The organism is Pseudomonas sp. HTZ2, from assembly GCF_033173945.1.
Taxonomy (GTDB): Bacteria; Pseudomonadota; Gammaproteobacteria; order Pseudomonadales; family Pseudomonadaceae; genus Aquipseudomonas; species Aquipseudomonas guariconensis.
Genome location: NZ_CP137332.1, coordinates 200,176 through 226,258, shown reverse-complemented (window position 1 = coordinate 226,258; position 26,083 = coordinate 200,176). Strand labels below are relative to the sequence as shown.

Sequence of the window (26,083 nt, the reverse complement as noted above, 5' to 3'; positions counted from 1 at the left end):
ACCGTTTTCCCACCTTACTCGCCCGCCAACGGGCAAGCAGGTGCAACCCGAACCCAACTCGCACAGGAGAGCGCCATGCGCACAGTCTTCTTGCGTCGTGGTCTGGTCGCCCTGTTTGCGGCGGCTGTGTCCTTCGGCGCCATCACCCAAGCCCAGGCAGAAAGCCTGCGTATCGGTTATCAGAAATACGGCACCCTGGTGCTGCTCAAGGCCAAGGGGTCGCTGGAGAAGCGCTTGGCCGAGCAAGGCATCCAGGTGCAGTGGACCGAATTCCCCGGCGGCCCTCAGTTGCTCGAAGGGCTGAACGTCGGCTCCATCGACTTCGGCGTAACCGGCGAGACCCCACCGGTGTTCGCCCAGGCCGCCGGTGCCGACCTGCTCTACGTGGCTTACGAGCCGCCAGCACCGCACAGCGAGGCGATCCTCGTGCCCAAGGGCTCGCCCGTGCAGTCGGTGAAAGACCTCAAAGGCAAGAAGGTCGCCTTCAACAAAGGCTCCAACGTCCACTACCTGTTGGTCCGCGCCCTGGAAGACGCAGGCCTCAAGTACAGCGACATCCAACCGGTCTACCTGCCGCCGGCCGACGCCCGCGCCGCCTTCGAGCGTGGCAGTGTCGATGCCTGGGTCATCTGGGACCCGTACCAGGCCGCTGCCGAACAGCAGCTGCAAGCCCGCACCCTGCGTGACGGCAAGGGCCTGGTCGACAACCACCAGTTCTATCTGGCCACCCGCAAGTACGCCACTTCACACCCGGCGGTGATCCAGACCTTGGTCGACGAGGTGCGTGCCATCGGCCAGTGGTCGCAGGCCAACCCGCAGGAGGTCACCGACCAGGTCGCCCCGCTGCTCGGCCTGCCTGCCGACATCACCCTCACGTCCGTCAAGCGCCAAGGCTTCGGTGCCAAGCCGCTCACGCCTGAGGTGGTCGCCGCCCAGCAGAAGATCGCCGACACCTTCCAGGCGCTGAAGCTGATTCCCAAGCCCTTGAGCATCAAGGACGTGATTTGGACACCCCCCGCCAAGGTCGCCACCGCGCCTTGATCGATTCGCTGCGGCCGGGGCTGCCCCCGGCCCGAGCCACCCTTGAGGAGACAACTCCAATGAGCCTTAACATTTTCTGGTTCCTCCCGACCCACGGTGACGGCAAGTACCTGGGCACCAACGACGGCGCCCGCGCGGTCGACCATGGTTACCTGCAGCAGATCGCCCAGGCCGCTGACCGCCTGGGCTTTGGTGGCGTGCTGATCCCCACCGGGCGTTCCTGCGAGGACTCCTGGCTGGTGGCCGCCTCGCTGATCCCGGTGACCCAGCGCCTGAAGTTCCTGGTGGCCCTGCGCCCAGGCATCATTTCGCCGACCGTGGCCGCACGCCAAGCCGCGACGCTGGATCGCCTGTCCAACGGTCGCGCGCTGTTCAACCTGGTGACCGGCGGCGACCCGGAAGAACTGGCCGGTGATGGTCTGCACTTGAACCATCAGGAGCGCTACGAAGCCTCCGTGGAATTCACCCGCATCTGGCGCAAGGTGCTCGAGGGTGAGGTGGTCGATTACGACGGCAAGCACATCCAGGTCAAAGGCGCCAAGCTGCTCTATCCGCCGATCCAGCAACCGCGTCCGCCGCTGTACTTCGGCGGATCCTCCGACGCTGCCCAGGACCTGGCTGCCGAACAGGTCGAGCTGTACCTGACCTGGGGCGAGCCGCCGGCTGCGGTGGCGGAAAAGATCGCTCAGGTACGTGAGAAAGCTGCCGCGCAGGGTCGCGAGGTACGCTTTGGCATCCGCCTGCACGTGATCGTCCGCGAGACCAACGAAGAGGCCTGGGCGGCCGCCGACAAGCTCATTTCGCACCTGGACGATGACACCATCGCCCGTGCCCAGGCATCCCTGGCACGTTTCGATTCTGTGGGCCAGCAGCGTATGGCCGCCCTGCACGGCGGCAAGCGCGACAAGCTGGAGGTCAGCCCCAACCTGTGGGCCGGCGTCGGTCTGGTGCGCGGCGGTGCCGGTACCGCGCTGGTGGGCGATGGCCCGACCGTGGCGGCACGGGTCAAGGAATATGCCGCGCTGGGCATCGATACCTTCATCTTCTCCGGGTATCCGCACCTGGAAGAGTCGTATCGGGTCGCCGAGCTGCTGTTCCCGCACCTGGATGTGCAGCGCCCCGAACAGCCCAAGAGCGGTGGTTACGTGAGCCCGTTCGGCGAGATGGTCGCCAACGACATCCTGCCCAAGTCCGTGGCGCAGAGCTGAGGGCCTGGCCATGAGTCGAGCAACTTCTTCCTGGTCGAAGCGCCTGGCACCCTGGGCCTTGCCACTGCTGCTGTTGGCGGTGTGGCAGTTGGCGGTCGCAAGCGGCTGGCTGTCGACCCGCATCCTGCCGGCGCCGAGCGCGGTGGTCAGCGCCGGCGTCGAGTTGGTGCGCAGCGGCGAGATCTGGACGCACCTGGCCATCAGCGGCTGGCGCGCGGCCTTGGGCTTTGTGATCGGCGGCAGCATCGGCCTGGTGCTGGGCTTCATCACGGGTCTGTCGAACTGGGGCGAGCGTCTGCTCGACAGCTCGGTGCAGATGATCCGCAACGTGCCGCATCTGGCGCTGATTCCCTTGGTGATCCTGTGGTTCGGCATCGATGAGTCGGCCAAGATCTTCCTGGTGGCGCTGGGGACGCTGTTCCCCATCTACCTCAACACCTACCACGGCATCCGCAACGTCGACCCGGCGTTGGTAGAGATGGCGCGCAGCTATGGCTTGTCGGGCTTCGGCCTGTTCCGCCAGGTGATCCTGCCGGGCGCGCTGCCATCGATCTTGGTGGGCGTGCGCTTCGCCCTGGGTTTCATGTGGTTGACGCTGATCGTCGCCGAGACCATCTCGGCCAATGCCGGTATCGGTTACTTGGCGATGAATGCCCGTGAGTTCCTGCAAACCGATGTGGTGGTCCTGGCCATCGTCCTGTACGCCGTGCTCGGCAAGCTTGCCGACCTGGCCGCCCGTGGCCTGGAGCGTGTCTGGCTGCGCTGGCACCCGGCCTATCAACCGGCGAAGAAGGAGGGCGCATGACCGTGCTCAAGGAACAACCGCCGCGCTTGCTGCGCGGTATCCCCCTGGCTGTTCAGGGCGTGCGCAAGGCGTTTGGCCAGCGCGAGGTGCTGCGAGGCATCGACCTGCACATTCCGGCCGGCCAGTTCGTCGCTATCGTGGGGCGCAGTGGCTGCGGCAAGAGCACCTTGCTGCGCCTGCTGGCGGGCCTCGACCAGCCCAGCGCCGGCCAGTTGCTCGCCGGTGCCGCGCCCTTGGATCAAGCCCGCGAGGAAACCCGGCTGATGTTCCAGGACGCGCGCCTGCTGCCCTGGAAGAAGGTGATCGACAACGTAGGCCTGGGGCTGTCCGGCAACTGGCGCGCCGATGCGTTGCAAGCCTTGGAAGCGGTCGGCCTGGCCGAGCGCGCCCATGACTGGCCAGCGGCGTTGTCGGGCGGCCAGAAGCAACGTGTGGCCCTGGCCCGGGCACTGATTCACAAACCGCGCCTGTTGCTGTTGGACGAGCCACTGGGTGCGCTCGATGCCTTGACCCGGATCGAGATGCAGCAACTGATCGAACGCCTTTGGCACCAGCACGGTTTCACCGTGTTGCTGGTTACCCACGACGTCAACGAAGCCGTCGCCGTGGCAGATCGGGTGATCCTCATTGAAGACGGCGCCGTCGGCCTGGACCTGACTGTCGACCTGTCGCGTCCGCGAGCGCGTGGATCGCACCGCCTGGCGGCGCTGGAAAGCGAAGTCCTCAACCGTGTTCTCGCCGTACCGGGCACGCCGCCCGAGCCGGAACCTGTAGCCCCTTTGCCCACGCAGCTGCGTTGGGCGCACTGAACCCAAGAAGCCCTAGAGAAGGAATCACATCATGACCATCAAAGCCATCAACGTTCGCAACCAGTTCAAAGGCACCGTGAAGGAAATCCTCGAAGGCCCGGTGCTTTCGGAAATCGACGTACAGACCGCCTCTGGCATCGTCACCTCGGTGATCACCACCCGTTCCGTGCGTGAGCTGGAACTGCAGGTGGGCAGCGAAGTGATCGCCTTCGTCAAATCCACCGAAGTGTCCATCGCCAAGTTGTAAGGGTGATGGGGCGCTGTGCGCCCCTCGCGCGACGCAAGGCCGCTCCTGCAGGGTGCACGATGCCCGGCAGCAGTGGCCTTGTGTCGTGAGAGGATCCGCAGCGGTCCTGTGGTTCAGCGCTTGGGCAGGAACGGCGGCAGGTACAGCCCCAGGTACGCCTCGAACACTCGCTTGCCTTCCTCGGCCATGCGTGGGGTGATCTGTTCGTGCAGTTGCATCGAGCGCGCATAGACCCGGTCGCTCAGCTCCATGGCCAGGGCGAATACATCCACATCCCTGGGCATCGCCGGTAACTGGAAGTGCTGGTCGAACAGCTTGTGCATCAGTTCGCCCAGCTCCAGGTCGTGCTGGCGGTCGGCCTGCACCACTTCGCTCAGGCCATGTTGGGCGAGGATCAGTTGGCGTGCGGCCGCATCTTCGTTGTAGATGTCCAGCATGCGCTGCTCGATCAGCCGTGACAGGTCGTGCCAAGTGCTGAACGCGCTGCTATCGATAGGGGCGCTCAGGGCTTCGCGAAACGCCAGATGCACGTCAGCGGTCAAGGCTTCGAGCAGCGCCGGTACGCTGGCGAAGAAGTGGTACACCGAAGACGGCGGGATCTGTGCCCGCTCGGCCACACTGTAGATCGACAGGCCCGCCACGCCTTGATCGGCCAACAGTCCGCGCGCCGCGGCGAGGATCGCGTCGATCCTGGCCTGGCTGCTGGCGCGTGGCTTGCGCGGGCTGGTGGCGCGGCTCATCAGTTGCTGATGGCCAGGATACTGGCCTGATAGGCACCCACGAACAGGTCGAAGTCACCGACTTCCTGCTGCTCCAGGCGCGACTGCTCGGCCAGCGACTCGCGCGCCAGGGTCTCGAAGGCCTGCTGGCGCTCGACGCTCAGCGGTTGCTCGCGGAAGGTTCCGGCATGCAGGCGGCTTTGACGCAGGGAGAACTGGACAAAGGTTTCGTTGTGTTCGGCCATGCGCGCCAGCACCTGGGCCGACGGCGTCAGGGAGGCATCGTCGACCTTGGCCTGCTGTGCGGCCAACGCCTTGGCGTGTTCTTCGCCGCCCTGGGCACGGTCGAGCAGTTCGGCCAGTGGGGCGATACGGGCGATCAGCTCGCTGGCCCAATCCTTCAGCCCGATGGGCTGGCCGTTGCGACGAAGTTCGAGGCCCGGACGGCGGCCTTCCTTGACCACGGTGAGGAAGTTGTTGGTGCACTGGCCGCATTCGCCACTTTCGAGCAGCGGGCTGTCGTCCAGGGCGCAGAACAGCAGGAAGGCATCGAGGAAACGTGCCTGGGGAAGATCGATACCCACTGGCAGGAACGGGTTGATATCCAGGCAACGCACTTCGACGTACTGCACGCCGCGGGAGGTCAGGGCCTGGATCGGACGTTCGCCGGTATAGGTGACGCGCTTGGGGCGAATGTTCGAGTAGTACTCGTTCTCGATCTGCAGGATGTTGGTGTTCAGCTGGACCCACTCGCCATCCTTGTGCGTGCCGATCTCGACATAGGGCGGGTAGGGCGTGCCGACCGCCTTGCGCAGGCTGTCGGTGTAGCTGGCCAGGTTGTTGTAGCAAGGCGTCAGGCCAGCCTGGGCATTGCTCTGGTAGCCCAGGTCGCTCATGCGCAGGCTGGTGGCGTAGGGTAGGTACAGGGTTTCGGCATCCAGCTCTTCGAGCTGATGCGGGTGGCCACGCAAGAAGCCTTTGTCCAGGGCGGGCGATGCGCCGAACAGGTACATCAACAGCCAGCTGTAGCGGCGGAAGTTACGGATCAGGGCGATGTACGCCGCCGACTGATAGTCGCGGTCGTTTTCCTCGCTGCCTTCGGCTGCGCGCAGCAGCGGCCACAGCGCCTCGGGCAGGGAGAAGTTGTAATGGATGCCGGCGATGCACTGCATGGTGCGGCCGTAGCGCAGGGCAAGGCCCTTGCGGTAGACATGCTTGAGCTTGCCGATGTTGGAGGTGCCGTACTCGGCGATCGGGATGTCCTCCTCGGCCGGCAGCGTGCAGGGCATGGACGGGCTCCACAGGTACTCGTCGCCGAGCTTGGCATAGACGAAGCGGTGGATCTCGTCGAGGCTCTCGAGCACCTTGGCCGGGTCCGCCAGGGCGGGGGTGATGAACTCCAGCAGCGACTCGGAATAGTCAGTGGTGATCTGCTCGTTGGTCAGCGCCGAACCCAGGGCCTCCGGGTGCGGCGTTTGGGCCAGGCGACCTTCGTCGGTCACACGCAGGCATTCGCGCTCAATACCGTGCAGGCACTGCTTGAGCAGGGGGAGATTGGCGCCGAGCAGGCTCAGGCGGCGGTTGAGGAGTTCGCTCAAGATGTATTCCTTCACGCGTCAGTCGCCCCAATATGGGGGTAGGGATGACGGTCTACAAGGGTAGTTGGAAAAGGAACTGGCGTTGTCGCCTGGTTTGTCTGGGTTTTCAGCAGTGCCAGTGCCGACCGCGGCCGCGTCGCAGCCCATCGCAGGCCTCGCCATCACCCCCAGGACCTGATGTTTAGCCTGTGGACGCGGGCGAGGCCTGCAATGGGGCGCGCAGCGGCCCCGATACTCGATAACACCGAAAATACCGCAGATAAGCCTTGGTGAGCTAGAGAACCGCGAAGGTTCCTTGTGCCTTGGCCACGCGCTTGTCGCCCTGGAATACGTCGGCGTCGACCACCAGTGTGCGGCGCCCGGCGTGCAGCACCTGGGCGGTGCACACGACTTCACCGTCACTGACTGCGCGCATGTAGTTGATCTTGCATTCGATCGTCACGCTCTGCTGATCGAAGCCATGGCTGGCCGAGCAGGCCAGGCCCATGGCGATGTCCACCAGGCTGAAGATCGCCCCGCCGTGCAGCTTCTGGCCGCGGTTGCGTAAGTGCGGCTCCAGCGTCAGGGCCACCTCGGCTACGCCCGTCTCCAGGCGTTGCAGGCGGCAGCCCAGGAGTTGGCTGAAGGCGCTTTCAACGTATTCGGCCGGGATCTGCATCACTTCTTCTTCAACTGCTTGGCGTTGGCGAACAGCGCGGCCATGGCGTTGTTGGCCGGTGCGGCTGCGGTTTCACGCGGGCGCGGTGCCTGTTGCTGGCGGTTGCCGCCATTGCCACGATTGCCACCACGGTTGCCTTCGACCTTCTCGCCGGGTGTGTCGCTCATGCGCATGGACAGGCCGACCCGCTTGCGCGGGATGTCCACTTCCATGACCTTGACCTTGACCACGTCGCCGGCCTTGACCGCCTCGCGCGGGTCCTTGACGAACTTTTCCGACAGCGCCGAGATGTGCACCAGGCCGTCCTGGTGCACGCCGATGTCGACGAAGGCGCCGAAGTTGGTGACGTTGGTCACCACACCTTCGAGGATCATGCCGGGCTCCAGATCCTTGAGGTCCTCGACCCCTTCCTGGAAGGTCGCGGTCTTGAACTCAGGGCGTGGATCGCGACCGGGCTTGTCCAGTTCCTGAAGAATGTCGGTGACCGTTGGCAGACCGAAGGTCTCGTCAGTGAACTTCTTTGGGTCCAGGCGCTTGAGGAACGCGCTGTCGCCGATCAGCGAGCGGATGTCGCGGTCGGTATCGGCGGCGATGCGCTGTACCAGCGGGTAGGCTTCCGGGTGCACCGCCGAGGCGTCCAGCGGGTTGTCGCCGTTCATTACCCGCAGGAAGCCTGCGGCCTGTTCGAAGGTCTTCTCGCCCAGGCGGCTGACCTTCTTCAGCGCCGCACGGGTGGTGAACGGGCCGTTGGCGTCGCGATGGGCGACGATGTTCTGGGCCAGGGTGGCATTCAGGCCGGAGATGCGGGTCAGCAGGGCCACGGAGGCGGTGTTGACATCCACGCCCACGGCGTTCACGCAGTCCTCGACCACCGCGTCCAGGCCGCGCGCCAGCTTCACCTGAGAGACGTCGTGCTGGTACTGGCCGACGCCGATGGATTTGGGGTCGATCTTCACCAGTTCGGCCAGCGGGTCCTGCAGGCGTCGGGCGATGGAGACCGCGCCACGGATCGAGACGTCCAGGTCCGGGAACTCGCGGGCTGCCAGCTCAGAGGCGGAGTAGACCGACGCGCCGGCCTCCGAGACCATGACCTTGGTGATCTTCAGGGCGGGGTATTTCTTCACCAGCTCGATGATCAGCTTGTCGCTCTCGCGGCTGGCGGTACCGTTGCCGATGGCGATCAGCTCCACCGAGTGCTTGGCGCACAGCGCGGCAAGAATGGAAAGGGTGCGGTCCCAGTCATTCTTCGGTGCGTGAGGGTAGACCGTGGTGTGGTCGAGCAGCTTGCCGGTGGCATCGACCACCGCGACCTTGCAGCCGGTACGCAGGCCCGGGTCGAAGCCCAGGGTGGCGCGAGGACCGGCGGGCGCAGCGAGCAGCAAATCGTGCAGGTTATGGGCGAAGACGTTGATCGCCTCGCTCTCGGCGTTGTCGCGCAGCTCGCCGAACAAGTCGGTTTCCAGGTGGGTGTACAGCTTGACCTTCCAGGTCCAGCGCACCACTTCGGCCAGCCACTTGTCGGCCGGACGGTTGCGGTTTTCCAGGCCAAAGTGGTTGCCGATCATCAGCTCGCAGGGGTGCAGTGTGCCTGGCAGTTCCTCGCCTACCTTCAGCGAGGCGGTCAGCACGCCTTCGTTGCGACCGCGGAAGATCGCCAGGGCGCGGTGCGAGGGCACGCTGCGCAGCAGTTCGTCGTGGGCGAAGTAGTCGCGGAACTTGGCGCCTTCTTCTTCCTTGCCGGCGACCACGCGGGCGCTGAGCACCGCTTCCTGCTTGAGGAACACGCGCAGCTTGTCGAGTAGGGCGGCGTCTTCGGCGAAGCGCTCCATGAGGATGTACTTGGCCCCTTCCAGGGCGGCCTTGACGTCGGCCACGCCCTTGTCGGCATCGACGAAACGTGCCGCTTCGGCTTCCGGGGTCAGTTGCGGATCGTTGAGCAGACCGTCGGCCAGTTCGCCCAGGCCGGCTTCCAGGGCGATCTGGCCCTTGGTGCGACGCTTTTGCTTATAGGGCAGGTAGAGGTCTTCAAGGCGGGTCTTGGTGTCGGCCAGCTTGATCTCGCGGGCCAGCTCCGGGGTCAGCTTGCCCTGCTCCTCGATGCTGGCCAGGATGCTGGCGCGGCGCTCGTCGAGTTCGCGCAGGTAGCGCAGGCGCTCCTCCAGGTGACGCAGCTGGGTGTCATCCAGGCTGCCGGTGACTTCCTTTCGGTAACGGGCGATGAAAGGCACCGTCGAGCCTTCGTCCAACAGGGCCACGGCCGCTTCGACCTGCTGCGGGCGAACGCCCAGTTCCTCGGCGATACGGCTGTTGATGCTGTCCATGAGAACCACCTGACAAATAATGAATGCTGGAGGCCGCAAGGGGGCATTCAGGCCCGGCGGCGCAGGGTGAAAGCGGCGCATTATACCCATCGTGCCGGGCTTGCGGTGATAGCGCCGGGCCAGCCTCGGCCAGGCGGGAAGTGGCGCCATGGGAAAAATCTGCTAACAATGCACACGGCACGCGTTGTCATGGCTACGCCATAATGCGCGGCGATACCAAAGGAGTTATTCATGACCAGCACCGCAAATACCGCTGAAGGCGAGAAGATTCTCATCGTCGATGACGATCCGGGGCTGAGCAGCCTGCTGGAACGTTTCTTCACCAGCAAGGGCTATCGTGCCCGCGCGGTGCCCAACACCGAGCAGATGGACCGCCTGCTGGCCCGTGAGGTCTTCAACCTGGTGGTGCTCGACCTGATGCTGCCCGGCGAGGACGGCCTCTCTGCCTGCAACCGCCTGCGCAAGGCCAACAACCAGATCCCGATCATCATGCTCACCGCCAAGGGCGACGAGCTCAGTCGCATCAAGGGCCTGGAGCTGGGGGCCGACGATTACCTGGGCAAACCTTTCAACCCGGACGAGCTGATGGCGCGAGTCAAGGCCGTGTTGCGTCGCCAGGCCCCGAGCGTACCGGGTGCCCCTGGCAGCGAGGACGAGACCGTCACGTTCGGCGACTACGAACTTTCACTGGCTACTCGCGAGCTCAAGCGTGGCGATGAAGTGCACATGCTGACCACCGGCGAGTTCGCCGTGCTCAAGGCGCTAGTCATGCACGCTCGCGAGCCGCTGACCCGCGACAAGCTCATGAACCTGGCTCGCGGCCGCGAGTGGGATGCGTTGGAGCGGTCCATCGATGTGCAGATCTCGCGCCTGCGCCGCATGATCGAGCCGGACCCTTCCAAACCGCGCTATATCCAGACCGTGTGGGGTGTAGGCTACGTCTTCGTGCCGGACGGAAACGCCAGCAAATGAACATGAGCCTGCAGGCTTGCCATCACGCACCAGGGCGACCCGATGGGGTCGCCCTGTTTGCGTCTGGATCAGGCCCGCACCCTGTCGAGCCCCGCCCGTGAGCGCAGCGCAGTAGTTGTCCAGATGAAAACGCCTCTTTGGTTCCCGCAAAGCTTCTTCGCCCGCACCCTGTGGCTGGTGCTGATCGTCGTCCTGTTCTCCAAGGCCTTGACGCTGGTGTACCTGCTGATGAACGAGGACGTGCTGGTCGATCGCCAGTACAGCCATGGCGTGGCCCTGACATTGCGCGCCTATTGGGCCGCCGACGAGGAGAACCGCGACAAGATCGCCGAGGCGGCAGGGTTGATCCGGGTCACCGGCTCCGGTGTGCCGGAGGGTGAACAGCATTGGCCCTACAGCGAGATCTACCAACGCCAGATGCAGGCCGAACTTGGCGATGACACCGAGGTGCGGTTGCGCATCCACGCGCCGCCTGCCTTGTGGGTCAACGCGCCGAGCCTGGGCCCCGGCTGGTTGAAGGTGCCTTTGTATCCGCACCCGCTGCGGGGGCAGAAGATCTGGAACGTGCTGGGCTGGTTCCTGGCCATCGGTTTGTTGTCCACCGCTTCGGCGTGGATCTTCGTGCGCCAGCTCAACCAGCCGCTCAAGCGATTGGTGTTCGCTGCCCGGCAGCTGGGCCAGGGGCGCAGCGTGCGGTTGCCGATCAGCGACACACCAAGCGAGATGACCGAGGTGTACCGGGCCTTCAACCAGATGGCCGAAGACGTCGAGCAGGCCGGACGCGAGCGTGAACTGATGCTGGCGGGAGTGTCCCATGACTTGCGCACCCCCCTGACCCGCCTGCGCCTGTCGTTGTCATTGATGGCTAACGACAGTGAGCTGACCGATGACATGGTCCGCGACATCGAGGATATGGATGCGATCCTCGACCAGTTCCTGGCCTTCATCCGCGATGGTCGGGACGAGCCGGTGGAAGTGGCCGATCTGGGCGCACTGGTTCGCGAAGTCGTGGCGCCTTACAACCAGCCGGAGGAGCGGGTGCGCCTGTGCCTGGAGCCGATTCCGCCGTTCCCGCTGCGTCGGGTGTCGCTCAAGCGCATGCTGGGTAACCTGATCGGTAATGCCTTGCATCATGCGGGCAAAGGGGTCGAAGTGGCGGCGTACGTGTCGGGTGACCAGAGCGCGCCCTATGTGGTGCTCAGCGTACTGGACCGAGGGACGGGGATAGACGAGTCGGAGTTGGAGACCATCTTCAACCCCTTCATCCGCGGGGACCGTGCCCGAGGCGGCAAGGGCACCGGGTTGGGGCTCGCGATCGTCAAGCGGATCGCGGCCCAGCACGGGGGCAATGTCGAGTTGCGCAATCGTTCCGGTGGCGGAATCGAAGCGCGGGTAAGGTTGCCATTGGGGTTGCTGTTGCCCCGTAACGCCGTTTGATGCCCTGTCATGGCTCCGCGGCTGTGTTGGCTCAGCCTTTGCCTTTGGTTCGTGTCTGGTTCGGCCCGCCGTTCTTCTCCAGGTGTTCGATGATCATCCCGGCCACGTCCTTGCCGGTGGTGACTTCGATCCCCTCGAGCCCCGGCGAGGAGTTCACCTCCATCACCAGTGGCCCGTGATTGGAGCGCAGGATGTCCACCCCCGCCACGCTCAAACCCATGACCTTGGCCGCACGAATGGCGGTCATGCGCTCTTCGGGGGTGATCTTGATCAGGCTGGCGACGCCGCCGCGGTGTAGGTTGGAGCGGAACTCGCCAGGCTTGGCCTGGCGCTTCATCGACGCGATGACCTTGTCGCCGACGACGAAGCAGCGGATGTCGGCACCGCCCGCTTCCTTGATGTATTCCTGGACCATGATGTTCTGCTTCAGGCCCATGAATGCCTCGATCACCGATTCGGCGGCCTTGGTGGTTTCGCACAGCACCACGCCGATGCCCTGGGTGCCCTCGAGCACCTTGATCACCAAGGGGGCACCGTTGACCATCTGGATCAGGTCGGGGATGTCATCCGGCGAATGAGCGAAACCTGTGATCGGCAGGCCGATTCCGCGACGCGACAGCAGTTGCAGGGAGCGCAGCTTATCGCGTGAGCGGGCGATGGCCACCGACTCGTTGAGCGGGTAGACACCCATCATCTCGAACTGGCGCAGCACCGCGCAGCCATAGAAGGTGACGGACGCGCCGATGCGCGGTATGACTGCGTCGAAACCTTCCAGCGGTTTGCCGCGATAGTGGATCTGCGGTTTGTGGCTGGCGATGTTCATGTATGCGCGCAGGGTATCGATCACCACCATCTCGTGACCACGCTGGGTACCGGCTTCGACCAGGCGGCGGGTGGAATACAGACGCGGATTGCGCGACAGCACAGCGATCTTCATGCAGCACCTGTGACAGGGGAAAGGGTGGCCGGAAAGGCCGGTTTGTCCTGAACGTACTTAAGGCCAGGATTGACTACCAGCTGGCCGTGAATCAGCGCCTTGGAACCGAGCAGCAGGCGATAGCGCATGTTTTTGCGACAGGCAAGGGTGAACTCCACCTCCCAGACCCGGTCGCCCAACGCCAGCGGCGTACGGATCACATAGCGGACCTGGGCTTGGCCGTTGGAGCTCTTGATGGTTTTCATCGTGACCAACGGGGCTTCGCAGCGACGGTGGCGAAGTTGCACCACTGACCCCAGATGAGCGGTGAAGCGCACCCAGGACTGGCCGTCGCGCTCGAACGGTTCTACGTCCGTGGCGTGCAGGCTGGAGGTGCTGGCGCCGGTATCGATCTTGGCGCGCAGGCCCGCCAGGCCGAGGTCGGGCAAGGCGACCCACTCGCGCAGGCCGATTACAGTCAGATGGTCAAATGTCTTCACGAAACACGCCCTGCGAATGAGGTGGTGAACTGTAAGCACGGCACGGACTTTTTGCATCCGCAAGTTACGGTAGTACAGTTCCGTGAAAGACAGAATTCGAGGTAATGGGATGGCCCACAAAGCGGAAGAAGACGACAAGGTACGCCTGGATAAATGGCTATGGGCGGCGCGGTTCTACAAGACCCGGGCCCTGGCCAAGGCGGCCATTGAGAGTGGCAAGGTGCATTGCCGGGGAGAACGCTGCAAGCCGGGCAAGGAGCCTCGGGTGGGTGACGAATTCGTGCTGCGTACCGGATTCGATGAACGTACCGTAGTGGTCAAGGCCTTGTCGGATGTACGTCGCGGAGCGCCGCAGGCGCAGGCCTTGTACGAAGAGACCGAAGAAAGCGTTCGGCGTCGTGAACAGGCTGCCCAGATGCGCAAGGCTGGCGCGCTCGGTGTGACCACCGATGGGCGGCCGACCAAGAAGCAGCGGCGCCAGATTCATCAGCTGCATGGCAGTTATGAATGAGTAGGGGCCGCAGCGCGGCCCCGAAGACCATTCAGGCCGTGCGAATGACGCTCATCCTGCCCACCAGCGGCAATCGTGCCAGCCAGCTGAACAACGGGGCGGTCCATCGCAGTAACGCCGCACTGGCTTTTGCCGCCAGCGGTGTGTAGCAGCTCCAGCCCAAGGCCAGCACGGCCATCAGCAATCCGCCGATATAGTCGTCCTGCCCCCAATGGGCGCCTGCCACCAGGCGCGGCAGCATGAACAGCAATGCCAGGCCCCAGATCACCAGCCGCTGCAGCAGGGTGCGGCTGAACAGGGTCATGAACAGCGCCCAGATCAACAGCACCGAAGCGTGATCGCCAGGGAAACTCTGGCTGGAGCGATCCTTCAGTTCCCACTTGGCTTCCAGATTCGGGTAGTAGTCGCTCAGATGGACTACGTTGTCGAAGACCATTGATGGGCTGTTGTGTTGCCAGCCCATGATCGCCACCCACTTGGAAAACAGTACGCGAACCACCACTAAGAGGAGCAGCGTTACCAGAAAACCGAAGAAGGCTTCGCGCACCTGGGTCGCCTTGAACACCCAATTGCCCCGGATCAGCAGGGCCAGCAAGATCAAGCCGACGACAATATCGAAAGGACGCAGACTGCCGATCGTCCAGACGTATCGCCAGAGGGTGTTGTCGGCCAACGGCGCGTTGAGGCTGTGGAACAGCCACTCGTCTAAAGTCAGACATAGGATCTGGCCAAAAGGCCATAACCAGAAACACAGTAGAGCAACAGGCAGCAGGGTACAGGCTACGAGGGGTCCCCAGGACCACCTTGCTTGGAACAGTGGTCGATTGTCCATAAAATACCTCTATTACCAACGGGGTTAAGAGCGTCTCGTGGACGCTCTGCCACGGGAGTCGTAATTCCCTGTAACCATTTTGTCATCATTTTTAGATAGCCAAAACCTATGAGCGATTTGCCGGATACCGACTTCACCCAGCGTTTCATCTTCGACGACCGCGATATCCGCGGCGAGTGGGTGGCGCTCGAGCAGAGCTATGCCGACGTGCTGGCCCGTCATCCTTACCCTCAGCCGGTCGCCGTGCTGCTGGGTGAACTGATGGCGGCGACCGCGTTACTCGTGGGCGCACTCAAGTTCGATGGCCTGCTGGTGCTTCAGGCACGCTCCCAGGGGCCGATTCCGCTGTTGATGGTCGAGTGCTCCAGCGATCGCGATATCCGCGGCATGGCGCGCTACGAGGCGGACCAGATCCCGGCCGACGCGACCCTGGCCCAGCTGATGCCTGACGGTCACCTGACCTTGACCATCGATCCGGTCAAGGGCCAGCGTTACCAGGGCACCGTGGACCTCGATGGCGCCAACCTGTCGGAGTGCTTCACCAATTATTTCGTCCAGTCCCAGCAGCTCAACACGCGCTTCTGGCTCGACGCCAAGGGTGGCAAGGCCCGTGGCCTGCTGCTGCAGCAGCTGCCGGTCGATCGCCAGCGCGACGAAGAAGAGCGCGAGGGCAGCTGGCAGCATGTCGTGGCCCTGGCAGGCACCCTCAAGCCTGAGGAGTGGTCTCTGGACAACGAAACCCTGCTGCACCGCCTCTACCATGAGGACGCCGTGCGTCTGTTCGACATCGAGCCCCTGCGCTTCCATTGCAGCTGCTCGCGCGAGCGTTCCGGCAATGCATTGGTGAGCCTTGGAGAAGAGGATGCCAAGGCATTGGTGGAAGAGTGTGGTGGCAAGGTCGAGATCGATTGCCAGTTCTGCAACGAGCGCTATTTCTTCGACGCGAGCGATGTGGCGCAATTGTTTGCAGGTGGTGGCACCGAGGCACCGTCAGATACTCAGCACTGAAACGGTTCACTACAGGAGAAACTCCTGTCGAATTGCGCAAAAGCGCAGTTCTGACAGGAGGGGCCTACTTTTTTTGGGCTTTTCTGGCATAATCCGGCCACTTTTTTCGCTGTAGTAGTTTGAAATAGACAACTACAAAACGTTTGGAGCACTCGGCCTTGGGCCGGATGGGGTATCTCATGACGCAAGCCAACAACACCGTGTACACCGACCTGACCGTCGATGAGCTGGTAAAAGAAGCGCTGTCCCGCGGTGAAGGCGAGCTGGCCGATACTGGCGCACTGGTTGTGAAAACCGGTCATCGTACCGGCCGTTCGCCGGCTGACCGTTTCATCGTCGACGAGCCCAGCACCTCCGGTGCCATTGCCTGGGGGCCGATCAACCGCAAGTTCCCGGCTGACAAGTTCGATGCTCTGTGGGCTCGCGTCGAGGCGTTCAACAACGCCCAAGAGCACTTCGTTTCCCACGTTCACGTAGGCGCTGCCGCCGAGCACTACCTGGCGGTCAAGATGACCACCCAGACTGCCTGGCAGAACCTGTTCGGCCGTTGCCTGTTCATCAATCCGGCCCAGTACAACCCGGCCGGTCGTGAAGAGTGGCAAGTGCTCAATGTCGCCAATTTCGAATGCGTTCCAGAGCGTGATGGCACCAACTCCGATGGTTGCGTGATCATCAACTTCGCCCAGAAGAAAGTGCTGATCGCTGGCATGCGTTACGCTGGCGAAATGAAAAAAGCCATGTTCTCTGTGCAGAACTTCCTGCTGCCAGCTGCCGACGTTCTGCCGATGCACTGCGCCGCCAACATCGGCGAAGCAGGTGATGTGACCCTGTTCTTCGGTCTGTCCGGCACCGGCAAGACCACCCTGTCGGCCGACGAGAGCCGTTACCTGATCGGTGACGACGAGCACGGTTGGGGCGAAGGCGTTGTCTTCAACATCGAAGGCGGCTGCTACGCCAAGTGCATCGACCTGTCCGAGAAGAACGAGCCGGTCATCTGGAAAGCCATCAAGCATGGCGCGGTGCTGGAAAACGTCGTTCTCGACGACGCCAAGCACGCCGACTACGCCGATGGCAGCCTGACCCAGAACAGCCGCGCCGCCTACCCGTTGGAGCACGTCGAGAAGCGTTCCGAGAAGAACCTGGGCGGCGAGCCGAACGCGGTCATCTTCCTGACCTGCGACCTGACTGGCGTTCTGCCTCCGGTTTCGATCCTGAACAATGAGCAGGCGGCCTACCACTTCCTGTCCGGCTACACCGCGCTGGTTGGTTCCACCGAGATGGGTTCGGGCGGCGGCATCAAGTCGACCTTCTCCACCTGCTTCGGCGCTCCGTTCTTCCCACGTCCGGCTGGTGAGTACGCTGAGCTGCTGATCAAACGCATCAAAGGCTTCGGCTCCAAGGTCTACCTGGTCAACACCGGCTGGACCGGTGGTGGCTATGGCGTTGGCAAGCGTTTCAGCATCCCGACCACCCGTGCCGTGATCGCTGCGATCCAGAGTGGTGCCTTGATCGGTGCCGAGACCGAGCACCTGGACATCATCAACCTGGATGTGCCGAAGGCCGTTCCGGGCGTCGAAACCGTCCTGCTCAACCCACGCAACACCTGGGCTGACTCGGCTGCCTACGACGAGGCCGCCAAAGGCCTGGCCAATCTGTTCATCGAGAACTTCAAGAAGTTCGACGTCTCCGAGGCCATCAAGGCCGCTGGCCCGCAGCTGTAAGCACGCGAGCACGGACGAAAAAGCCGCCCCTCGGGGCGGCTTTTTTGTTTCTGGTCCTGAGCCGATGGTATGGTCACTGGAGCAATCGAGGGCTTGTCCGGTGATTGGGCTGCTGGGCAGCCCAACTGCTCCTAATGACGGCCGCAACCTCCACTCGCGTAACCAAGCCTGGGTAACCTATGACCGAATCCCCTCAGCGCAGCCATTTCAACCACTTCCATCCTATCCTCACCCGCCCCCACGACAACGACATCAATGGTCATATTGCCGGCGCGACGGTGCATGGCTACTTCGAGACGGCCATCCAGGCGTTTCTCGTCGAGCAGGCCGAGCTGGACTTGCGCGAGGGTGAACTGGTGGGCGTGGTGATCAGCTCGGCGGCGCAGTTCTATGCCTTGCCAGGGTTTCCCGATGTGCTCGAAGTGGGGTTGGGCGTGGTGCGCCTGGCAGGTAGCACGGTGGAGTACCACCTGGCGCTGTTCCGTCCAGGCGAGCCGCAAGCCTGTGCGGCGGGGACGGTGGTGCAGGTCTTCGTGGAGCGTGCCTCCGGCAACCCGGTGACCTTCCCCGACGCCCTGCAGGCGTCCCTGGCGGGCTTGCAGTTCAACGGCTGAGCCGCAAAGTCGACACCAACGAAAAGGCCCTGCCGGTCAGGGCAGGGCCTTTGCTTGACTGAATGATCAGTCGTCGTAACGCCAGTGGCGTTTGTGCTTGCGATGGCCGTAGTGATGGCCACGGTCCCAGTGACGGCGGCCGTCGTAGTCACGACGGTAGCGGCGGTCGTGACGATCGTCATCGTCGGCCTTGTTGCCCAGGTAGTTACCCAGGGCACCACCGGCACCACCACCTGCGGCTGCACCGATATGGCTACCGGTAGTGCCGCCCATCGAGCGACCGATTACGTTACCGCCGGCCGCGCCCAGTGCGCCACCGATGGCGGCCTCACCGCGCTGACGCTTGTCGGCACCCAGGGCACCGCCGGCCGCACCGCCCAGGCCGGCACCGATGGCGCCGCCGGTGCTACCACCGATGGAGTTACCTACTACGGAGCCGAGTACCCCACCCAATGCGCCGCCAATGCCGGCCTCGGTATTGCCACCGGCCATGGCAACGCCGCTGAGCAAGCTGAAAGACAACAACAGAATCGAGGAGTACTTCTTCATCGAGAGAGCCTCATAGGGATGACGAGGCGAATTTGAGGCTCGGCGAGGCGGCTGGCAATGGAAATCCGACGAGTAGCACGACTTGTACACAATTCTCTAACTTCTTGTTTTTTAGGTGAAACTTTCTCAAATTTTGCTTGTCTGAAGCTACTTGAGACAAAGCCCTGGCCGTTGCGCACAGGGCTTTTTTTATGGCTGTTCGCCAGCTTTCGAACAGAGGGGGGAGGCCGCGGTCTCGGGCGCGTTCATCCCTGCGACTGCTGCGCCACAGGGCTGTATACCCGTGGTGCGCTGTGTTTGGGCAAGTGGATGAGATTGAGATTGTGCTTACGCGCCCATTGCAGGGCCAGGCCGGTCGGTGCCGAGAGGCTGACCAGGGTCTGGATGCCGGCACGCAGGACTTTCTGGATCAGTTCGAGGCTGCAACGGCTGGTGACGATGGCCAGGCCACCCTCAGTATCGATGCGTTGGCGCAGCAACGCGCCGATCAGCTTGTCCAGCGCGTTGTGGCGCCCGATGTCCTCACGGCCTAGTAGCAGCTCGCCGTCACGGTCCATGAACAGCGCCGCATGCACCGCGCCGCAGTGCTGCCCCAGGGGCTGGAAGGCATCGATGCGCTGGCGCAGCCCGGCCAACCAGTGCGCAGGAGGCAGGGGCGCACCGGGCAGCGTGGCCAGCTCGGGTAGCGCCTGCTCCAGGGCTTCGACGCCGCACAGACCGCAGCCGCTGGTGCCGGCTAGCTGACGGCGCTGGTTCTTCAGATTCCAGAAGGCGCGGCTGGAAATTTCCAGGTCGGCGTAGAGCGCCGAGCCACTGCCGGAGAGCTTCACGTCATAGATTTCGTCGGTGCTGGCGACGATACCGCTGCCAACGCTGAAGCCGACGGCGAAGTCTTCCAGATGGGTAGGGCTGACCAGCATCACCGCCTGGTTCAGACCGTTGTAGACGATGGCCAGAGCCACCTCTTCGGCGAGCGGCGTGCTGTCGCGCACCTCGTCGGTGAGTTGTACGTAGTCGTAGGTATTACTGGCGGCAGGCAAGGCAAGAGGCATGGACGCCGCACAGACTGGGGGTTTGCTGTTCATCAGAGCGGATTACCGGCGGCTTGTTACCTGCACAAGCCTAGGCTTGCAGGCGGGCGACGTCTAGTCGCTAGGTTCTATCCCCTGATAGAGGACGTCGATTGGCTTGGCGAGGCGGATTGGCCAAGTCTGTCCTAGACTCCTGCTTCCCATGTTTGATCATCAAGGAGAGCGACATGAGCCCGTTCAGTTTCGTGAAGGAAGCCGGTGAAAAACTGATCGACTTGCTGACGCCCGGAAACGCCAACGCCGAGGCGCAGCTCAAGAAGCACGTCGAATCCGTCGGCTTGGGTAACCCGAACATCTCCGCCACCGTCCAGGGCGATACGATCGTGCTCAAGGGCGAGGTGGCGAGCCAGGAAGAAAAGGAAAAGATCATCCTGGCGGCGGGCAACATCGATGGCGTGGCATCAGTGGACGACCAGATCACCGTCACAGGGCCCGTGGCCCAGGCGGCACGCTTCGTCACGGTCAAGAAAGGCGATACCCTGAGCGCCATCGCCAAGGCCGAATATGGCGATGCCAACAAGTACAACAAGATCTTCGAGGCCAACAAGCCGATGCTCAAGCATCCGGACAAGATCTATCCGGGACAGGTGCTGCGCATTCCTGACTGATTGCCTGTTGTCCCGATGCGCGGATAAGCCCGCTCCCGTGTGATCGTCGTGGGAGCGGGTTCATCCGCGACTGCATGCTCACAGACCTTCCAGCAGTTGCCGGTAATCCTCCACCGCGGCGAACTCCTGAGTATCACGCGGTCCCGCCTTGCTGTCGGGCTGGCGCACGGCCAGCAAATGCTCCACGCCGAAGCGTCGCGCACTGCGCAAGATCGCCAGGGTGTCGTCGATGAACAGGCTGCGCGCAGGATCGAAGCCGATGTCCGCCTGCAGGGCGTCCCAGAACTGCGGGCTTTCCTTGGGAAATCCGTAGTCGTGGGAACTGATCAGCCGCTCGAAATAGGGCGCCAGCTCCACACGCTCGAGCTTCAGTGACAGCGAGTCGCGATGGGCATTGGTGATCAGCACCACGCGTTTGCCGGCTTGGCGGATTGCGGCGAGGAAGGTATCGGCGTCCGGGCGCAGCGCAATCAGGTCGGCGATTTCCTCTTTGAGCTCGCGGATCGGCAGGTTCAGCTCGCGGCTCCAGAAATCCAGGCAGTACCAATTGAGAGTGCCTGCATTGCGCTCGAACAGCGGCTGCAGCTCAAGTTCGGCCATGGCCCGGCTGACACCGTGCAGCTCGGCGTAGCGCTGGGGCAGGTGCTCCAGCCAGAACTGGTTGTCGTAGTGCAGGTCGAGCAGGGTGCCATCCATGTCCAGCAGGACGGTATCGATGGCGGACCAAGGAAGAACGGGCATGGGAAACTCTCGTTAGGTCGGCAAGCCACGGTATAGTAACCCGTTCACGCCAAGGAGCCGCCCCATGCGCCAGAAACCCACCGTCCTCGCCCGCGAGATCGTCGCCAGCAGCCGTCTGTTCCGCGTCGAAGCCGTGCAGTTGCGTTTTTCCAACGGTACCGAGCGGACCTACGAACGCCTGGTCGGTCGCGGCAATGGCTACGGCGCGGTGATGGTGGTGGCCATGCTCGATGCCGAGCACGCGGTGCTGGTGGAAGAATACTGTGGTGGCACCGATGAGTATGAATTGTCCTTGCCCAAGGGCCTGATCGAGCCTGGCGAGGACGTGCTGGCCGCAGCCAACCGTGAGCTCAAGGAAGAAGCCGGCTTCGGCGCGCGCCAACTGGAGCATCTCACCGAGCTGTCCCTCTCACCTGGCTACATGAGCCAGAAGATCCAGGTGGTACTCGCCACCGATCTCTACGAAGAACGTCTGGAAGGAGACGAGCCCGAGCCGATGCGCGTGGACAAGGTCAATTTGCGTGAACTGTCGGCGCTGGCCATGCATCCGCAATTCTCCGAAGGCCGGGCGCTCGCAGCGCTGTACCTGGCCCGCGACCTGATGATCCAGCGGGGGGTGCTCAGCGTATGAACGATCAGCAATTGATGGACGAAGTCGTGAAACTGGCCCGTCTGGCGGGTGAGGCGATCTTGCCGTTCTGGCGCGCCGATGTGGCGGTGACGGCCAAGGCTGATGACTCGCCGGTGACCGCTGCCGACCTCGCCGCTCATCAGGTCATCGCGGACGGCTTGCAGGTGCTGGCCCCGCATATCCCGGTGCTGTCGGAGGAGGACTGCGAGATTCCGCTGGCCGAGCGCCAGGCCTGGCGCCGCTGGTGGTTGGTCGACCCGCTCGATGGCACCAAGGAGTTCATCGCCGGAAGCGAGGAGTTCACTGTCAACATCGCCTTGATTGAAGAGGGCGAAGTGGTGTTTGGTGTGGTGGCGATGCCGACCAATGGCCGCTGCTACTTCGGCGGCCGGGGGCTGGGCGCGTGGCGCGCCGAGGTGAATGGTTCTGCCGAATCGATCCGGGTGCGTCGGCAACCGCCGGAGGGCGGGCGCTTCACGGTGGTCGCCAGCAAGCGACATTCCAGCCCTCAGCAGGAAGCGCTGTTGGGCGGGCTGGGCAGCGCCGTTGGCGAGCTTGAACTGGCCAATGTCGGCAGTTCGCTGAAATTCTGCCTGTTGGCCGAAGGGGCCGCGGATTGCTATCCGCGACTGGCGCCGACCTCCCAGTGGGATACCGCTGCTGCCCAGGGTGTGTTGGAAGGTGCCGGGGGCGAGGTCATCGGGCTGGATGGCCAGCCCTTCCGCTACCCGGCGCGTGAATCCCTGCTCAATGAATTCTTCCTGGCCTTGCCTGGCGCGGCTGCGTGGCGTCCGGCCTTGTTGCAATTGGCAGCGGCCATCGGTCGCTGAGTTCTTTAGGACTCAAGGCGTCCCCCGGCAGCGGCAAGCCTAGCGATGCAACACGTATTGTCCGCTGAACTTCACGGCGGGCTCATCGCTGCCCGCGTTGCAGACGATCGTCTCGAGGGTCAGGCGAGCCCGTCCGCGGCGCTGGTACATCGCCACGAAACGCTCCCAGGTCTTGTCTTCCGGTGCTTCGCAGCGTGCCACGGCCGTGTCGGTTACCGGCAGCGGGTAGCTGATCTGGCCTTCCTGGATGACGATATGCCCGTCATCGATTCCCAGCTCACGCAAGCGCAGGTGCAACCAGCCCCATCCCACCAGCACCGCACCGCAATACAGGCTGCCACCGAACATGGTGCTCTTGTGATTGACGTTGGGCGCCAACGGCAATTGCAGGCGCAGGCAGTGGTTCTCCCAGCCAATGACTTCCATGCCCATCTCCCGGGTCAGGGGAATGTCGCTGTGCAGTACGGACTGCAGGTACTGGCTGTCGGTGGTCATGGGCGGGTTTCCTCCTGATCGTCGTGTCCGCTGGCGCCGCCTTCGAAATTCAGGCCATGCTTGCGCAGCTTGTCGTGCAGTGTCTTGCGCGGGATGCCGAGGGCTTCGGCGAGGCTGCGCAGGGAGTTGTGGGGTTGGGCCAGCTCGGCGGCGATCAATGATCGCTCGAACTGTTCGACCTGTTCGCTGAGCGTGCCGCTGCGCTCAGCTTCGTGGGCTGTGTGAGTGCTGGGCGCCTGGCCGTCGAGGGCCAGCTCCAGACCCAGTGCGAAGCGCTCCGCAGCGTTCTGCAGCTCGCGCACGTTCCCTGGCCAGTCGTGACGCAGCAGCAGGGCACGCTGGGCCGGTTGCAGGCTGTGGGCCGGCAGGCCATGGCGTGCGCTGGCGGCATCGGCGAAGTGCTGGAACAGCACCAGGATATCGTCACCACGCTCGCGTAGCGGCGGGATGCGCAGCGGTGCCACATTCAGGCGGTAATACAGGTCGGCGCGAAAGCGCCCTTGGTCGGCGGCTTGGCGCAGGTCTTCCTTGGTGGCGGCGATGATGCGGATGTCCAATGGGATGAGCTGGTTGCCACCCAAGCGCTCCACCACCCGCTCCTGTAACAGGCGCAACAGCTTTACCTGCACCTCCAGGCTCATGCTTTCGATTTCATCGAGGAACAACGTCCCACCATTGGCGAACTCGAACTTGCCGATGCGGCGCTTCTGCGCGCCGGTAAAGGCGCCGGGTTCATGGCCGAACAGCTCGCTCTCGACCACCGACTCGGCCAGGGCACCGGCGTTGATCGCCACGAAAGGCCCCTCGCGGCGGCTCGACAGGTCGTGCAGCGCACGGGCCACCACCTCTTTGCCGGCGCCGGTCTCGCCGAGGATCAGCACGTCCGCGCGGGTGGCGGCCAGGGCGCCGATCTGCTCGCGCAGGCGCTGTATGGCCGGCGACTGGCCAACCAGACGCGTGGACAGCTCCTGGCGGTCGCTCAGGGCCAGGCGCAGGCTACGGTTGTCCAGCACCAGACGGCGCAAGGCCAGGGCGCGGCGTACGCTGTCGAGCAGGGCATCGCTGGCAAAGGGCTTTTCGAGAAAATCATAGGCCCCGGCGCGCATGGCCTGCACGGCCAGCGGCACATCGCCGTGGCCGGTGATCAGCAGCACCGGCAGGTCACTGTCACGCCCATGCAGTTGCTCCAGCAGTTGCAGGCCATCGATGCCGGGCATGCGGATGTCACTGACCACCACGCCAGGCCAGTCCGCAGCGATGCGCTCGGCCAAGCCCTGGGCGTCGGCCAGCGTCACGACTTTCAGGCCGGCCAGGTCCAGGGTCTGCCCCAGGGCCTGGCGCAGGTGCGGGTCATCGTCCACCAGGATGACCTGGGTGCGGCTGTCGATGAGTGTCTCGGTCGTCATGCCGAGGGGTCCTCCGAAGGTTGCAGGTTCGCGCCGGGCGTGGCCACGCGCAGCTGCAGGGTGAGCAGTGCGCCGCCTTCCGGGTGGTTGCCGAGCAGCAGTTCGCCACCCAGGGCTCGCATCAGGCTTTCACAGATCGCCAGGCCCAGGCCCAGGCCTTGGGTGCGGGTCTTTGTGGTGAAGAAGGGTTCCTTGGCGTGCTCCAGGGCCTGGCTGCTGAAGCCTGGGCCGTTGTCGCGGATGTACAGGTAGACGTAGCCGTCGCGGGTTTCGGCACTGAGCCACAGCTTGCGCGGGTTGGCTTTCTCGGTCAGGGCGTCGAGGGCGTTGGCCAGCAGGTTGCCGAGCACCTGGCGCAGGCGGGTTTCGCCGGCCTGGACCCAGAGTGTGGCGTCGGGTAGGTCGCGGACCAGCTCCACGGCCATGGCCCGGCGGCGCTTGGCCAGCAACGCCAGGGCGTCATCGAGCGCCGGTTGCAGGGCGACGCTTTCCGGGGCGTGGCGGTCGCGACGGGCGAATGCACGCAAGTGGGTGATGATCGAGGCCATGCGCCCGGTCAGCTCGCCGATCAGCTTGAGGTTGCCACGGGCATCTTCGATGCGTTGATGATCGAGCAGGATCTCGGCGTTTTCGGCATAGCTGCGGATAGCGGCCAATGGCTGGTTGAGCTCATGGCTGATGCTGGCCGACATGGTGCCCAGCACCGACAGCTTGCCGGCCTGGACTAGCTCGTCCTGAGCGCGGACCAGCTCCTGTTGGGCCTGTTCTCGCTCAAGTACTTCCTTCTTCAGACGGGTGTTGAGGCCTTCGAGGTCGGCGGTGCGCTCCATTACGCGCTTTTCCAGCTCCTGGCGGCCGCGGGCTTCGAAGTCGATACGGTCGATGTAGTGGCGTCGGCGCTGCATCACCAGGCCTGCCAGCAGCATCAGCACCAGCAAGGCGGCCGCACCGATGGCCATGACCGTCTGCACGGAGCGGTCGACCAGCGTGCGCGGGGCGAGGATGCTGACTTGCCAGCCGGTTTCCTTGATGCTGCGGGTCTGGATCAGCCAGGCAGCGGTGTCGAGGTTGAGCGGCTGCGGGGCCTGGGTCGGGTAGGGCTGGATGGCGATGATCGCCTCGCGCTCGGCGGCGGTCAGCGCCCGGGTGGCGCGAAAGCGCCAGTCAGGTCGCGAGGTCAGCACCACTACGCCATTCTGGTCGGTGAGCAGCAGTTGCTCTGGGGTGCGACCCCACAGGGTTTCGGTGTGGTCCAGGTCAACCTTGACGACCAGCACGCCGACGATCTTGTCCCGCTCGTGCACGGCAGCGGCGAAGAAATAGCCACGCTTGGCCGAGGTGGTGCCTTGGCCGAAGAATCTTCCCAGGCGCCCCTGCATGGCTTCGAGGAAGTACGGCCGGAAGGCGAAGTTGCGGCCCACGAAGCTGTCGTGTTTGTCCCAGTTGGAGGCGGCCAGGGTATTGCCGCTGACGTCCATGAGATACATGACCTCGGCGCCGGTTTGCTCGACGATCTCCTTGAGCAGGCGGTTGGCGTTGGTCACCGCTTCGGTCTTGAACGGGTCGTGGAGCGCACCGCGCAGGGCTGGCAGGTCGCCTAGGATCTGCGGCAAGGTCTCGTAGCGGTGCAGGGTGCCCAGCAGGTTGGCGACATAGAGGTCGAGGGTCTGGCGGTTTTGTGAGGCCAGTTCCTCCTGGTAGTAACGCTCGGCCAGGTGATGCAGCGGCCAGAGCAGCGGAGCCAGGCACAGGGCCAGCAGGGCGAGGCTGCGCCAGCGGGGACGGCGTGGAGGCGTGGAGGTCGAAATCATCAAG

Annotated in this window: 27 protein-coding genes; 14 read left to right on the top strand and 13 right to left on the bottom strand. The window is 63.8% G+C overall.

From position 1 onward, the window contains the following. The first annotated feature begins 75 nt into the window (after positions 1-75). The 5 genes from R6G97_RS01025 to R6G97_RS01005 are packed head-to-tail and all read left to right on the top strand — an operon-like array spanning position 76 to position 4,110. Positions 76-1,041, top strand: coding sequence for a sulfonate ABC transporter substrate-binding protein (locus R6G97_RS01025; RefSeq protein ID WP_070572025.1), 966 nt, complete (start codon positions 76-78; stop codon positions 1,039-1,041). Between the two features lie 59 nt (positions 1,042-1,100). Further along, a complete protein-coding gene (gene ssuD / locus R6G97_RS01020; RefSeq protein WP_043208289.1) occupies positions 1,101-2,249 on the top strand; it encodes an FMNH2-dependent alkanesulfonate monooxygenase in 1,149 nt (382 codons plus the stop codon). A gap of 10 nt (positions 2,250-2,259) precedes the next feature. Further along, positions 2,260-3,054, top strand: coding sequence for an aliphatic sulfonate ABC transporter permease SsuC (ssuC, locus tag R6G97_RS01015; RefSeq protein WP_043208290.1), 795 nt, complete (start codon positions 2,260-2,262; stop codon positions 3,052-3,054). Then, positions 3,051-3,863 carry an aliphatic sulfonates ABC transporter ATP-binding protein gene (gene ssuB, locus R6G97_RS01010; protein WP_043208292.1) on the top strand — a complete coding sequence of 271 codons (813 nt, stop codon included), beginning with the start codon at positions 3,051-3,053 and terminating at the stop codon, positions 3,861-3,863. The genes ssuC and ssuB overlap by 4 nt, the downstream gene beginning before the upstream one ends. A 31-nt stretch (positions 3,864-3,894) precedes the next feature. After that, complete coding sequence (locus tag R6G97_RS01005; protein ID WP_003255829.1) at positions 3,895-4,110, top strand: TOBE domain-containing protein; 216 nt, start codon at positions 3,895-3,897, stop codon at positions 4,108-4,110. A gap of 113 nt (positions 4,111-4,223) precedes the next feature. Here R6G97_RS01005 and R6G97_RS01000 read toward each other — a convergent pair whose 3' ends face one another. From R6G97_RS01000 to R6G97_RS00985, 4 genes are all read right to left on the bottom strand, one after another. Further along, positions 4,224-4,850, bottom strand: coding sequence for a TetR/AcrR family transcriptional regulator (locus R6G97_RS01000; RefSeq protein WP_250034172.1), 627 nt, complete (start codon positions 4,848-4,850; stop codon positions 4,224-4,226). After that, entirely contained in the window at positions 4,850-6,427 is a 1,578-nt protein-coding gene (gene gshA, locus R6G97_RS00995) for a glutamate--cysteine ligase (protein WP_167358080.1), read from the bottom strand. The genes R6G97_RS01000 and gshA overlap by 1 nt, the downstream gene beginning before the upstream one ends. A 274-nt stretch (positions 6,428-6,701) precedes the next feature. Continuing rightward, positions 6,702-7,085 (bottom strand): PaaI family thioesterase, encoded by a 384-nt coding sequence (locus R6G97_RS00990; RefSeq protein ID WP_052352403.1) that lies wholly within the window; start codon positions 7,083-7,085, stop codon positions 6,702-6,704. After that, the gene (locus R6G97_RS00985) at positions 7,085-9,406 is read right to left on the bottom strand and encodes a Tex family protein (RefSeq protein WP_043208296.1); all 2,322 of its coding nucleotides are present in this window, start codon (positions 9,404-9,406) and stop codon (positions 7,085-7,087) included. The genes R6G97_RS00990 and R6G97_RS00985 overlap by 1 nt, the downstream gene beginning before the upstream one ends. A gap of 231 nt (positions 9,407-9,637) precedes the next feature. Here R6G97_RS00985 and ompR point away from each other — a divergent pair, with 231 nt between their 5' ends. Next, positions 9,638-10,378, top strand: a complete 741-nt coding sequence (gene ompR, locus R6G97_RS00980) for an osmolarity response regulator transcription factor OmpR (RefSeq protein ID WP_043208299.1) — start codon at positions 9,638-9,640, stop codon at positions 10,376-10,378. A gap of 123 nt (positions 10,379-10,501) precedes the next feature. Next, positions 10,502-11,815 (top strand): ATP-binding protein, encoded by a 1,314-nt coding sequence (locus tag R6G97_RS00975; protein WP_070572020.1) that lies wholly within the window; start codon positions 10,502-10,504, stop codon positions 11,813-11,815. 31 nt (positions 11,816-11,846) lie between these two features. Here the strand turns inward: R6G97_RS00975 and rimK are convergent, their stop codons facing one another. Together rimK and rimB are read right to left on the bottom strand one after the other, a co-directional pair. Then, complete coding sequence (gene rimK / locus R6G97_RS00970; protein ID WP_043208300.1) at positions 11,847-12,752, bottom strand: 30S ribosomal protein S6--L-glutamate ligase; 906 nt, start codon at positions 12,750-12,752, stop codon at positions 11,847-11,849. Beyond that, positions 12,749-13,231: a retropepsin-like aspartic endopeptidase RimB gene (gene rimB, locus R6G97_RS00965; protein WP_043208301.1), complete on the bottom strand. Its 483-nt coding sequence runs from the start codon at positions 13,229-13,231 to the stop codon at positions 12,749-12,751. The genes rimK and rimB overlap by 4 nt, the downstream gene beginning before the upstream one ends. Positions 13,232-13,340: 109 nt before the next feature. On the opposite strand from rimB, the gene R6G97_RS00960 reads away from it, so the two are divergent. Further along, positions 13,341-13,742 (top strand): RNA-binding S4 domain-containing protein, encoded by a 402-nt coding sequence (locus tag R6G97_RS00960; protein WP_043208302.1) that lies wholly within the window; start codon positions 13,341-13,343, stop codon positions 13,740-13,742. Positions 13,743-13,773: 31 nt separating this feature from the next. Here the strand turns inward: R6G97_RS00960 and R6G97_RS00955 are convergent, their stop codons facing one another. Next, positions 13,774-14,574: a phosphatase PAP2 family protein gene (locus tag R6G97_RS00955; RefSeq protein ID WP_043208304.1), complete on the bottom strand. Its 801-nt coding sequence runs from the start codon at positions 14,572-14,574 to the stop codon at positions 13,774-13,776. A gap of 108 nt (positions 14,575-14,682) precedes the next feature. Between R6G97_RS00955 and hslO the strand changes: the two genes are divergently transcribed. The 3 genes from hslO (at position 14,683) to R6G97_RS00940 (ending at position 17,917) form a co-directional block, all read left to right on the top strand. Then, complete coding sequence (hslO, locus tag R6G97_RS00950; protein WP_043208307.1) at positions 14,683-15,582, top strand: Hsp33 family molecular chaperone HslO; 900 nt, start codon at positions 14,683-14,685, stop codon at positions 15,580-15,582. A gap of 179 nt (positions 15,583-15,761) precedes the next feature. After that, a complete protein-coding gene (locus R6G97_RS00945) occupies positions 15,762-17,303 on the top strand; it encodes a phosphoenolpyruvate carboxykinase (RefSeq protein ID WP_043208309.1) in 1,542 nt (513 codons plus the stop codon). A gap of 179 nt (positions 17,304-17,482) precedes the next feature. After that, entirely contained in the window at positions 17,483-17,917 is a 435-nt protein-coding gene (locus R6G97_RS00940; protein ID WP_043208311.1) for an acyl-CoA thioesterase, read from the top strand. A 66-nt stretch (positions 17,918-17,983) separates the two neighbouring features. Here the strand turns inward: R6G97_RS00940 and R6G97_RS00935 are convergent, their stop codons facing one another. Both R6G97_RS00935 and fdhD read right to left on the bottom strand, forming a co-directional pair. Continuing rightward, complete coding sequence (locus R6G97_RS00935) at positions 17,984-18,466, bottom strand: glycine zipper domain-containing protein (RefSeq protein ID WP_043208314.1); 483 nt, start codon at positions 18,464-18,466, stop codon at positions 17,984-17,986. Positions 18,467-18,711: 245 nt separating this feature from the next. After that, entirely contained in the window at positions 18,712-19,551 is an 840-nt protein-coding gene (gene fdhD / locus R6G97_RS00930) for a formate dehydrogenase accessory sulfurtransferase FdhD (protein WP_043208317.1), read from the bottom strand. Between the two features lie 173 nt (positions 19,552-19,724). Between fdhD and lysM the strand changes: the two genes are divergently transcribed. Then, positions 19,725-20,165 carry a peptidoglycan-binding protein LysM gene (gene lysM / locus R6G97_RS00925; RefSeq protein ID WP_317847703.1) on the top strand — a complete coding sequence of 147 codons (441 nt, stop codon included), beginning with the start codon at positions 19,725-19,727 and terminating at the stop codon, positions 20,163-20,165. A 78-nt stretch (positions 20,166-20,243) separates the two neighbouring features. Here the strand turns inward: lysM and yrfG are convergent, their stop codons facing one another. After that, the gene (gene yrfG / locus R6G97_RS00920; RefSeq protein WP_317847702.1) at positions 20,244-20,906 is read right to left on the bottom strand and encodes a GMP/IMP nucleotidase; all 663 of its coding nucleotides are present in this window, start codon (positions 20,904-20,906) and stop codon (positions 20,244-20,246) included. 64 nt (positions 20,907-20,970) lie between these two features. Between yrfG and nudE the strand changes: the two genes are divergently transcribed. Both nudE and cysQ read left to right on the top strand, forming a co-directional pair. Further along, positions 20,971-21,537, top strand: coding sequence for an ADP compounds hydrolase NudE (nudE, locus tag R6G97_RS00915; RefSeq protein ID WP_317847701.1), 567 nt, complete (start codon positions 20,971-20,973; stop codon positions 21,535-21,537). Then, positions 21,534-22,367, top strand: a complete 834-nt coding sequence (gene cysQ, locus R6G97_RS00910) for a 3'(2'),5'-bisphosphate nucleotidase CysQ (protein WP_043208327.1) — start codon at positions 21,534-21,536, stop codon at positions 22,365-22,367. Before nudE ends, cysQ begins: the two co-directional genes overlap by 4 nt. Positions 22,368-22,406: 39 nt before the next feature. Here the strand turns inward: cysQ and R6G97_RS00905 are convergent, their stop codons facing one another. Genes R6G97_RS00905 through R6G97_RS00895 form a run of 3 tightly spaced genes read right to left on the bottom strand, consistent with a single transcriptional unit; the run spans position 22,407 to position 26,079 of the window. Continuing rightward, entirely contained in the window at positions 22,407-22,862 is a 456-nt protein-coding gene (locus R6G97_RS00905) for a thioesterase domain-containing protein (protein WP_182816681.1), read from the bottom strand. Further along, positions 22,859-24,268, bottom strand: a complete 1,410-nt coding sequence (locus R6G97_RS00900) for a sigma-54-dependent transcriptional regulator (RefSeq protein WP_182816679.1) — start codon at positions 24,266-24,268, stop codon at positions 22,859-22,861. The genes R6G97_RS00905 and R6G97_RS00900 overlap by 4 nt, the downstream gene beginning before the upstream one ends. After that, positions 24,265-26,079, bottom strand: coding sequence for a sensor histidine kinase (locus R6G97_RS00895; protein ID WP_090344345.1), 1,815 nt, complete (start codon positions 26,077-26,079; stop codon positions 24,265-24,267). Before R6G97_RS00895 ends, R6G97_RS00900 begins: the two co-directional genes overlap by 4 nt. Between the last annotated feature and the right edge of the window lie 4 nt (positions 26,080-26,083).

Excerpts from the sequence above, each read along its gene's own strand:
- R6G97_RS01025 (WP_070572025.1), top strand. The coding sequence starts at position 76 with ATGCGCACAGTCTTCTTGCGTCGTGGTCTGGTCGCCCTGTTTGCGGCG.
- ssuD (WP_043208289.1), top strand. The coding sequence starts at position 1,101 with ATGAGCCTTAACATTTTCTGGTTCCTCCCGACCCACGGTGACGGCAAG.
- ssuC (WP_043208290.1), top strand. The coding sequence starts at position 2,260 with ATGAGTCGAGCAACTTCTTCCTGGTCGAAGCGCCTGGCACCCTGGGCC.
- ssuB (WP_043208292.1), top strand. The coding sequence starts at position 3,051 with ATGACCGTGCTCAAGGAACAACCGCCGCGCTTGCTGCGCGGTATCCCC.
- R6G97_RS01005 (WP_003255829.1), top strand. The coding sequence starts at position 3,895 with ATGACCATCAAAGCCATCAACGTTCGCAACCAGTTCAAAGGCACCGTG.
- R6G97_RS01000 (WP_250034172.1), bottom strand. The coding sequence starts at position 4,850 with ATGAGCCGCGCCACCAGCCCGCGCAAGCCACGCGCCAGCAGCCAGGCC.
- R6G97_RS00990 (WP_052352403.1), bottom strand. The coding sequence starts at position 7,085 with ATGCAGATCCCGGCCGAATACGTTGAAAGCGCCTTCAGCCAACTCCTG.
- R6G97_RS00985 (WP_043208296.1), bottom strand. The coding sequence starts at position 9,406 with ATGGACAGCATCAACAGCCGTATCGCCGAGGAACTGGGCGTTCGCCCG.
- ompR (WP_043208299.1), top strand. The coding sequence starts at position 9,638 with ATGACCAGCACCGCAAATACCGCTGAAGGCGAGAAGATTCTCATCGTC.
- R6G97_RS00975 (WP_070572020.1), top strand. The coding sequence starts at position 10,502 with ATGAAAACGCCTCTTTGGTTCCCGCAAAGCTTCTTCGCCCGCACCCTG.
- rimK (WP_043208300.1), bottom strand. The coding sequence starts at position 12,752 with ATGAAGATCGCTGTGCTGTCGCGCAATCCGCGTCTGTATTCCACCCGC.
- R6G97_RS00960 (WP_043208302.1), top strand. The coding sequence starts at position 13,341 with ATGGCCCACAAAGCGGAAGAAGACGACAAGGTACGCCTGGATAAATGG.
- R6G97_RS00955 (WP_043208304.1), bottom strand. The coding sequence starts at position 14,574 with ATGGACAATCGACCACTGTTCCAAGCAAGGTGGTCCTGGGGACCCCTC.
- hslO (WP_043208307.1), top strand. The coding sequence starts at position 14,683 with ATGAGCGATTTGCCGGATACCGACTTCACCCAGCGTTTCATCTTCGAC.
- R6G97_RS00945 (WP_043208309.1), top strand. The coding sequence starts at position 15,762 with ATGACGCAAGCCAACAACACCGTGTACACCGACCTGACCGTCGATGAG.
- R6G97_RS00940 (WP_043208311.1), top strand. The coding sequence starts at position 17,483 with ATGACCGAATCCCCTCAGCGCAGCCATTTCAACCACTTCCATCCTATC.
- R6G97_RS00935 (WP_043208314.1), bottom strand. The coding sequence starts at position 18,466 with ATGAAGAAGTACTCCTCGATTCTGTTGTTGTCTTTCAGCTTGCTCAGC.
- fdhD (WP_043208317.1), bottom strand. The coding sequence starts at position 19,551 with ATGAACAGCAAACCCCCAGTCTGTGCGGCGTCCATGCCTCTTGCCTTG.
- lysM (WP_317847703.1), top strand. The coding sequence starts at position 19,725 with ATGAGCCCGTTCAGTTTCGTGAAGGAAGCCGGTGAAAAACTGATCGAC.
- yrfG (WP_317847702.1), bottom strand. The coding sequence starts at position 20,906 with ATGCCCGTTCTTCCTTGGTCCGCCATCGATACCGTCCTGCTGGACATG.
- nudE (WP_317847701.1), top strand. The coding sequence starts at position 20,971 with ATGCGCCAGAAACCCACCGTCCTCGCCCGCGAGATCGTCGCCAGCAGC.
- cysQ (WP_043208327.1), top strand. The coding sequence starts at position 21,534 with ATGAACGATCAGCAATTGATGGACGAAGTCGTGAAACTGGCCCGTCTG.
- R6G97_RS00905 (WP_182816681.1), bottom strand. The coding sequence starts at position 22,862 with ATGACCACCGACAGCCAGTACCTGCAGTCCGTACTGCACAGCGACATT.
- R6G97_RS00900 (WP_182816679.1), bottom strand. The coding sequence starts at position 24,268 with ATGACGACCGAGACACTCATCGACAGCCGCACCCAGGTCATCCTGGTG.
- R6G97_RS00895 (WP_090344345.1), bottom strand. The coding sequence starts at position 26,079 with ATGATTTCGACCTCCACGCCTCCACGCCGTCCCCGCTGGCGCAGCCTC.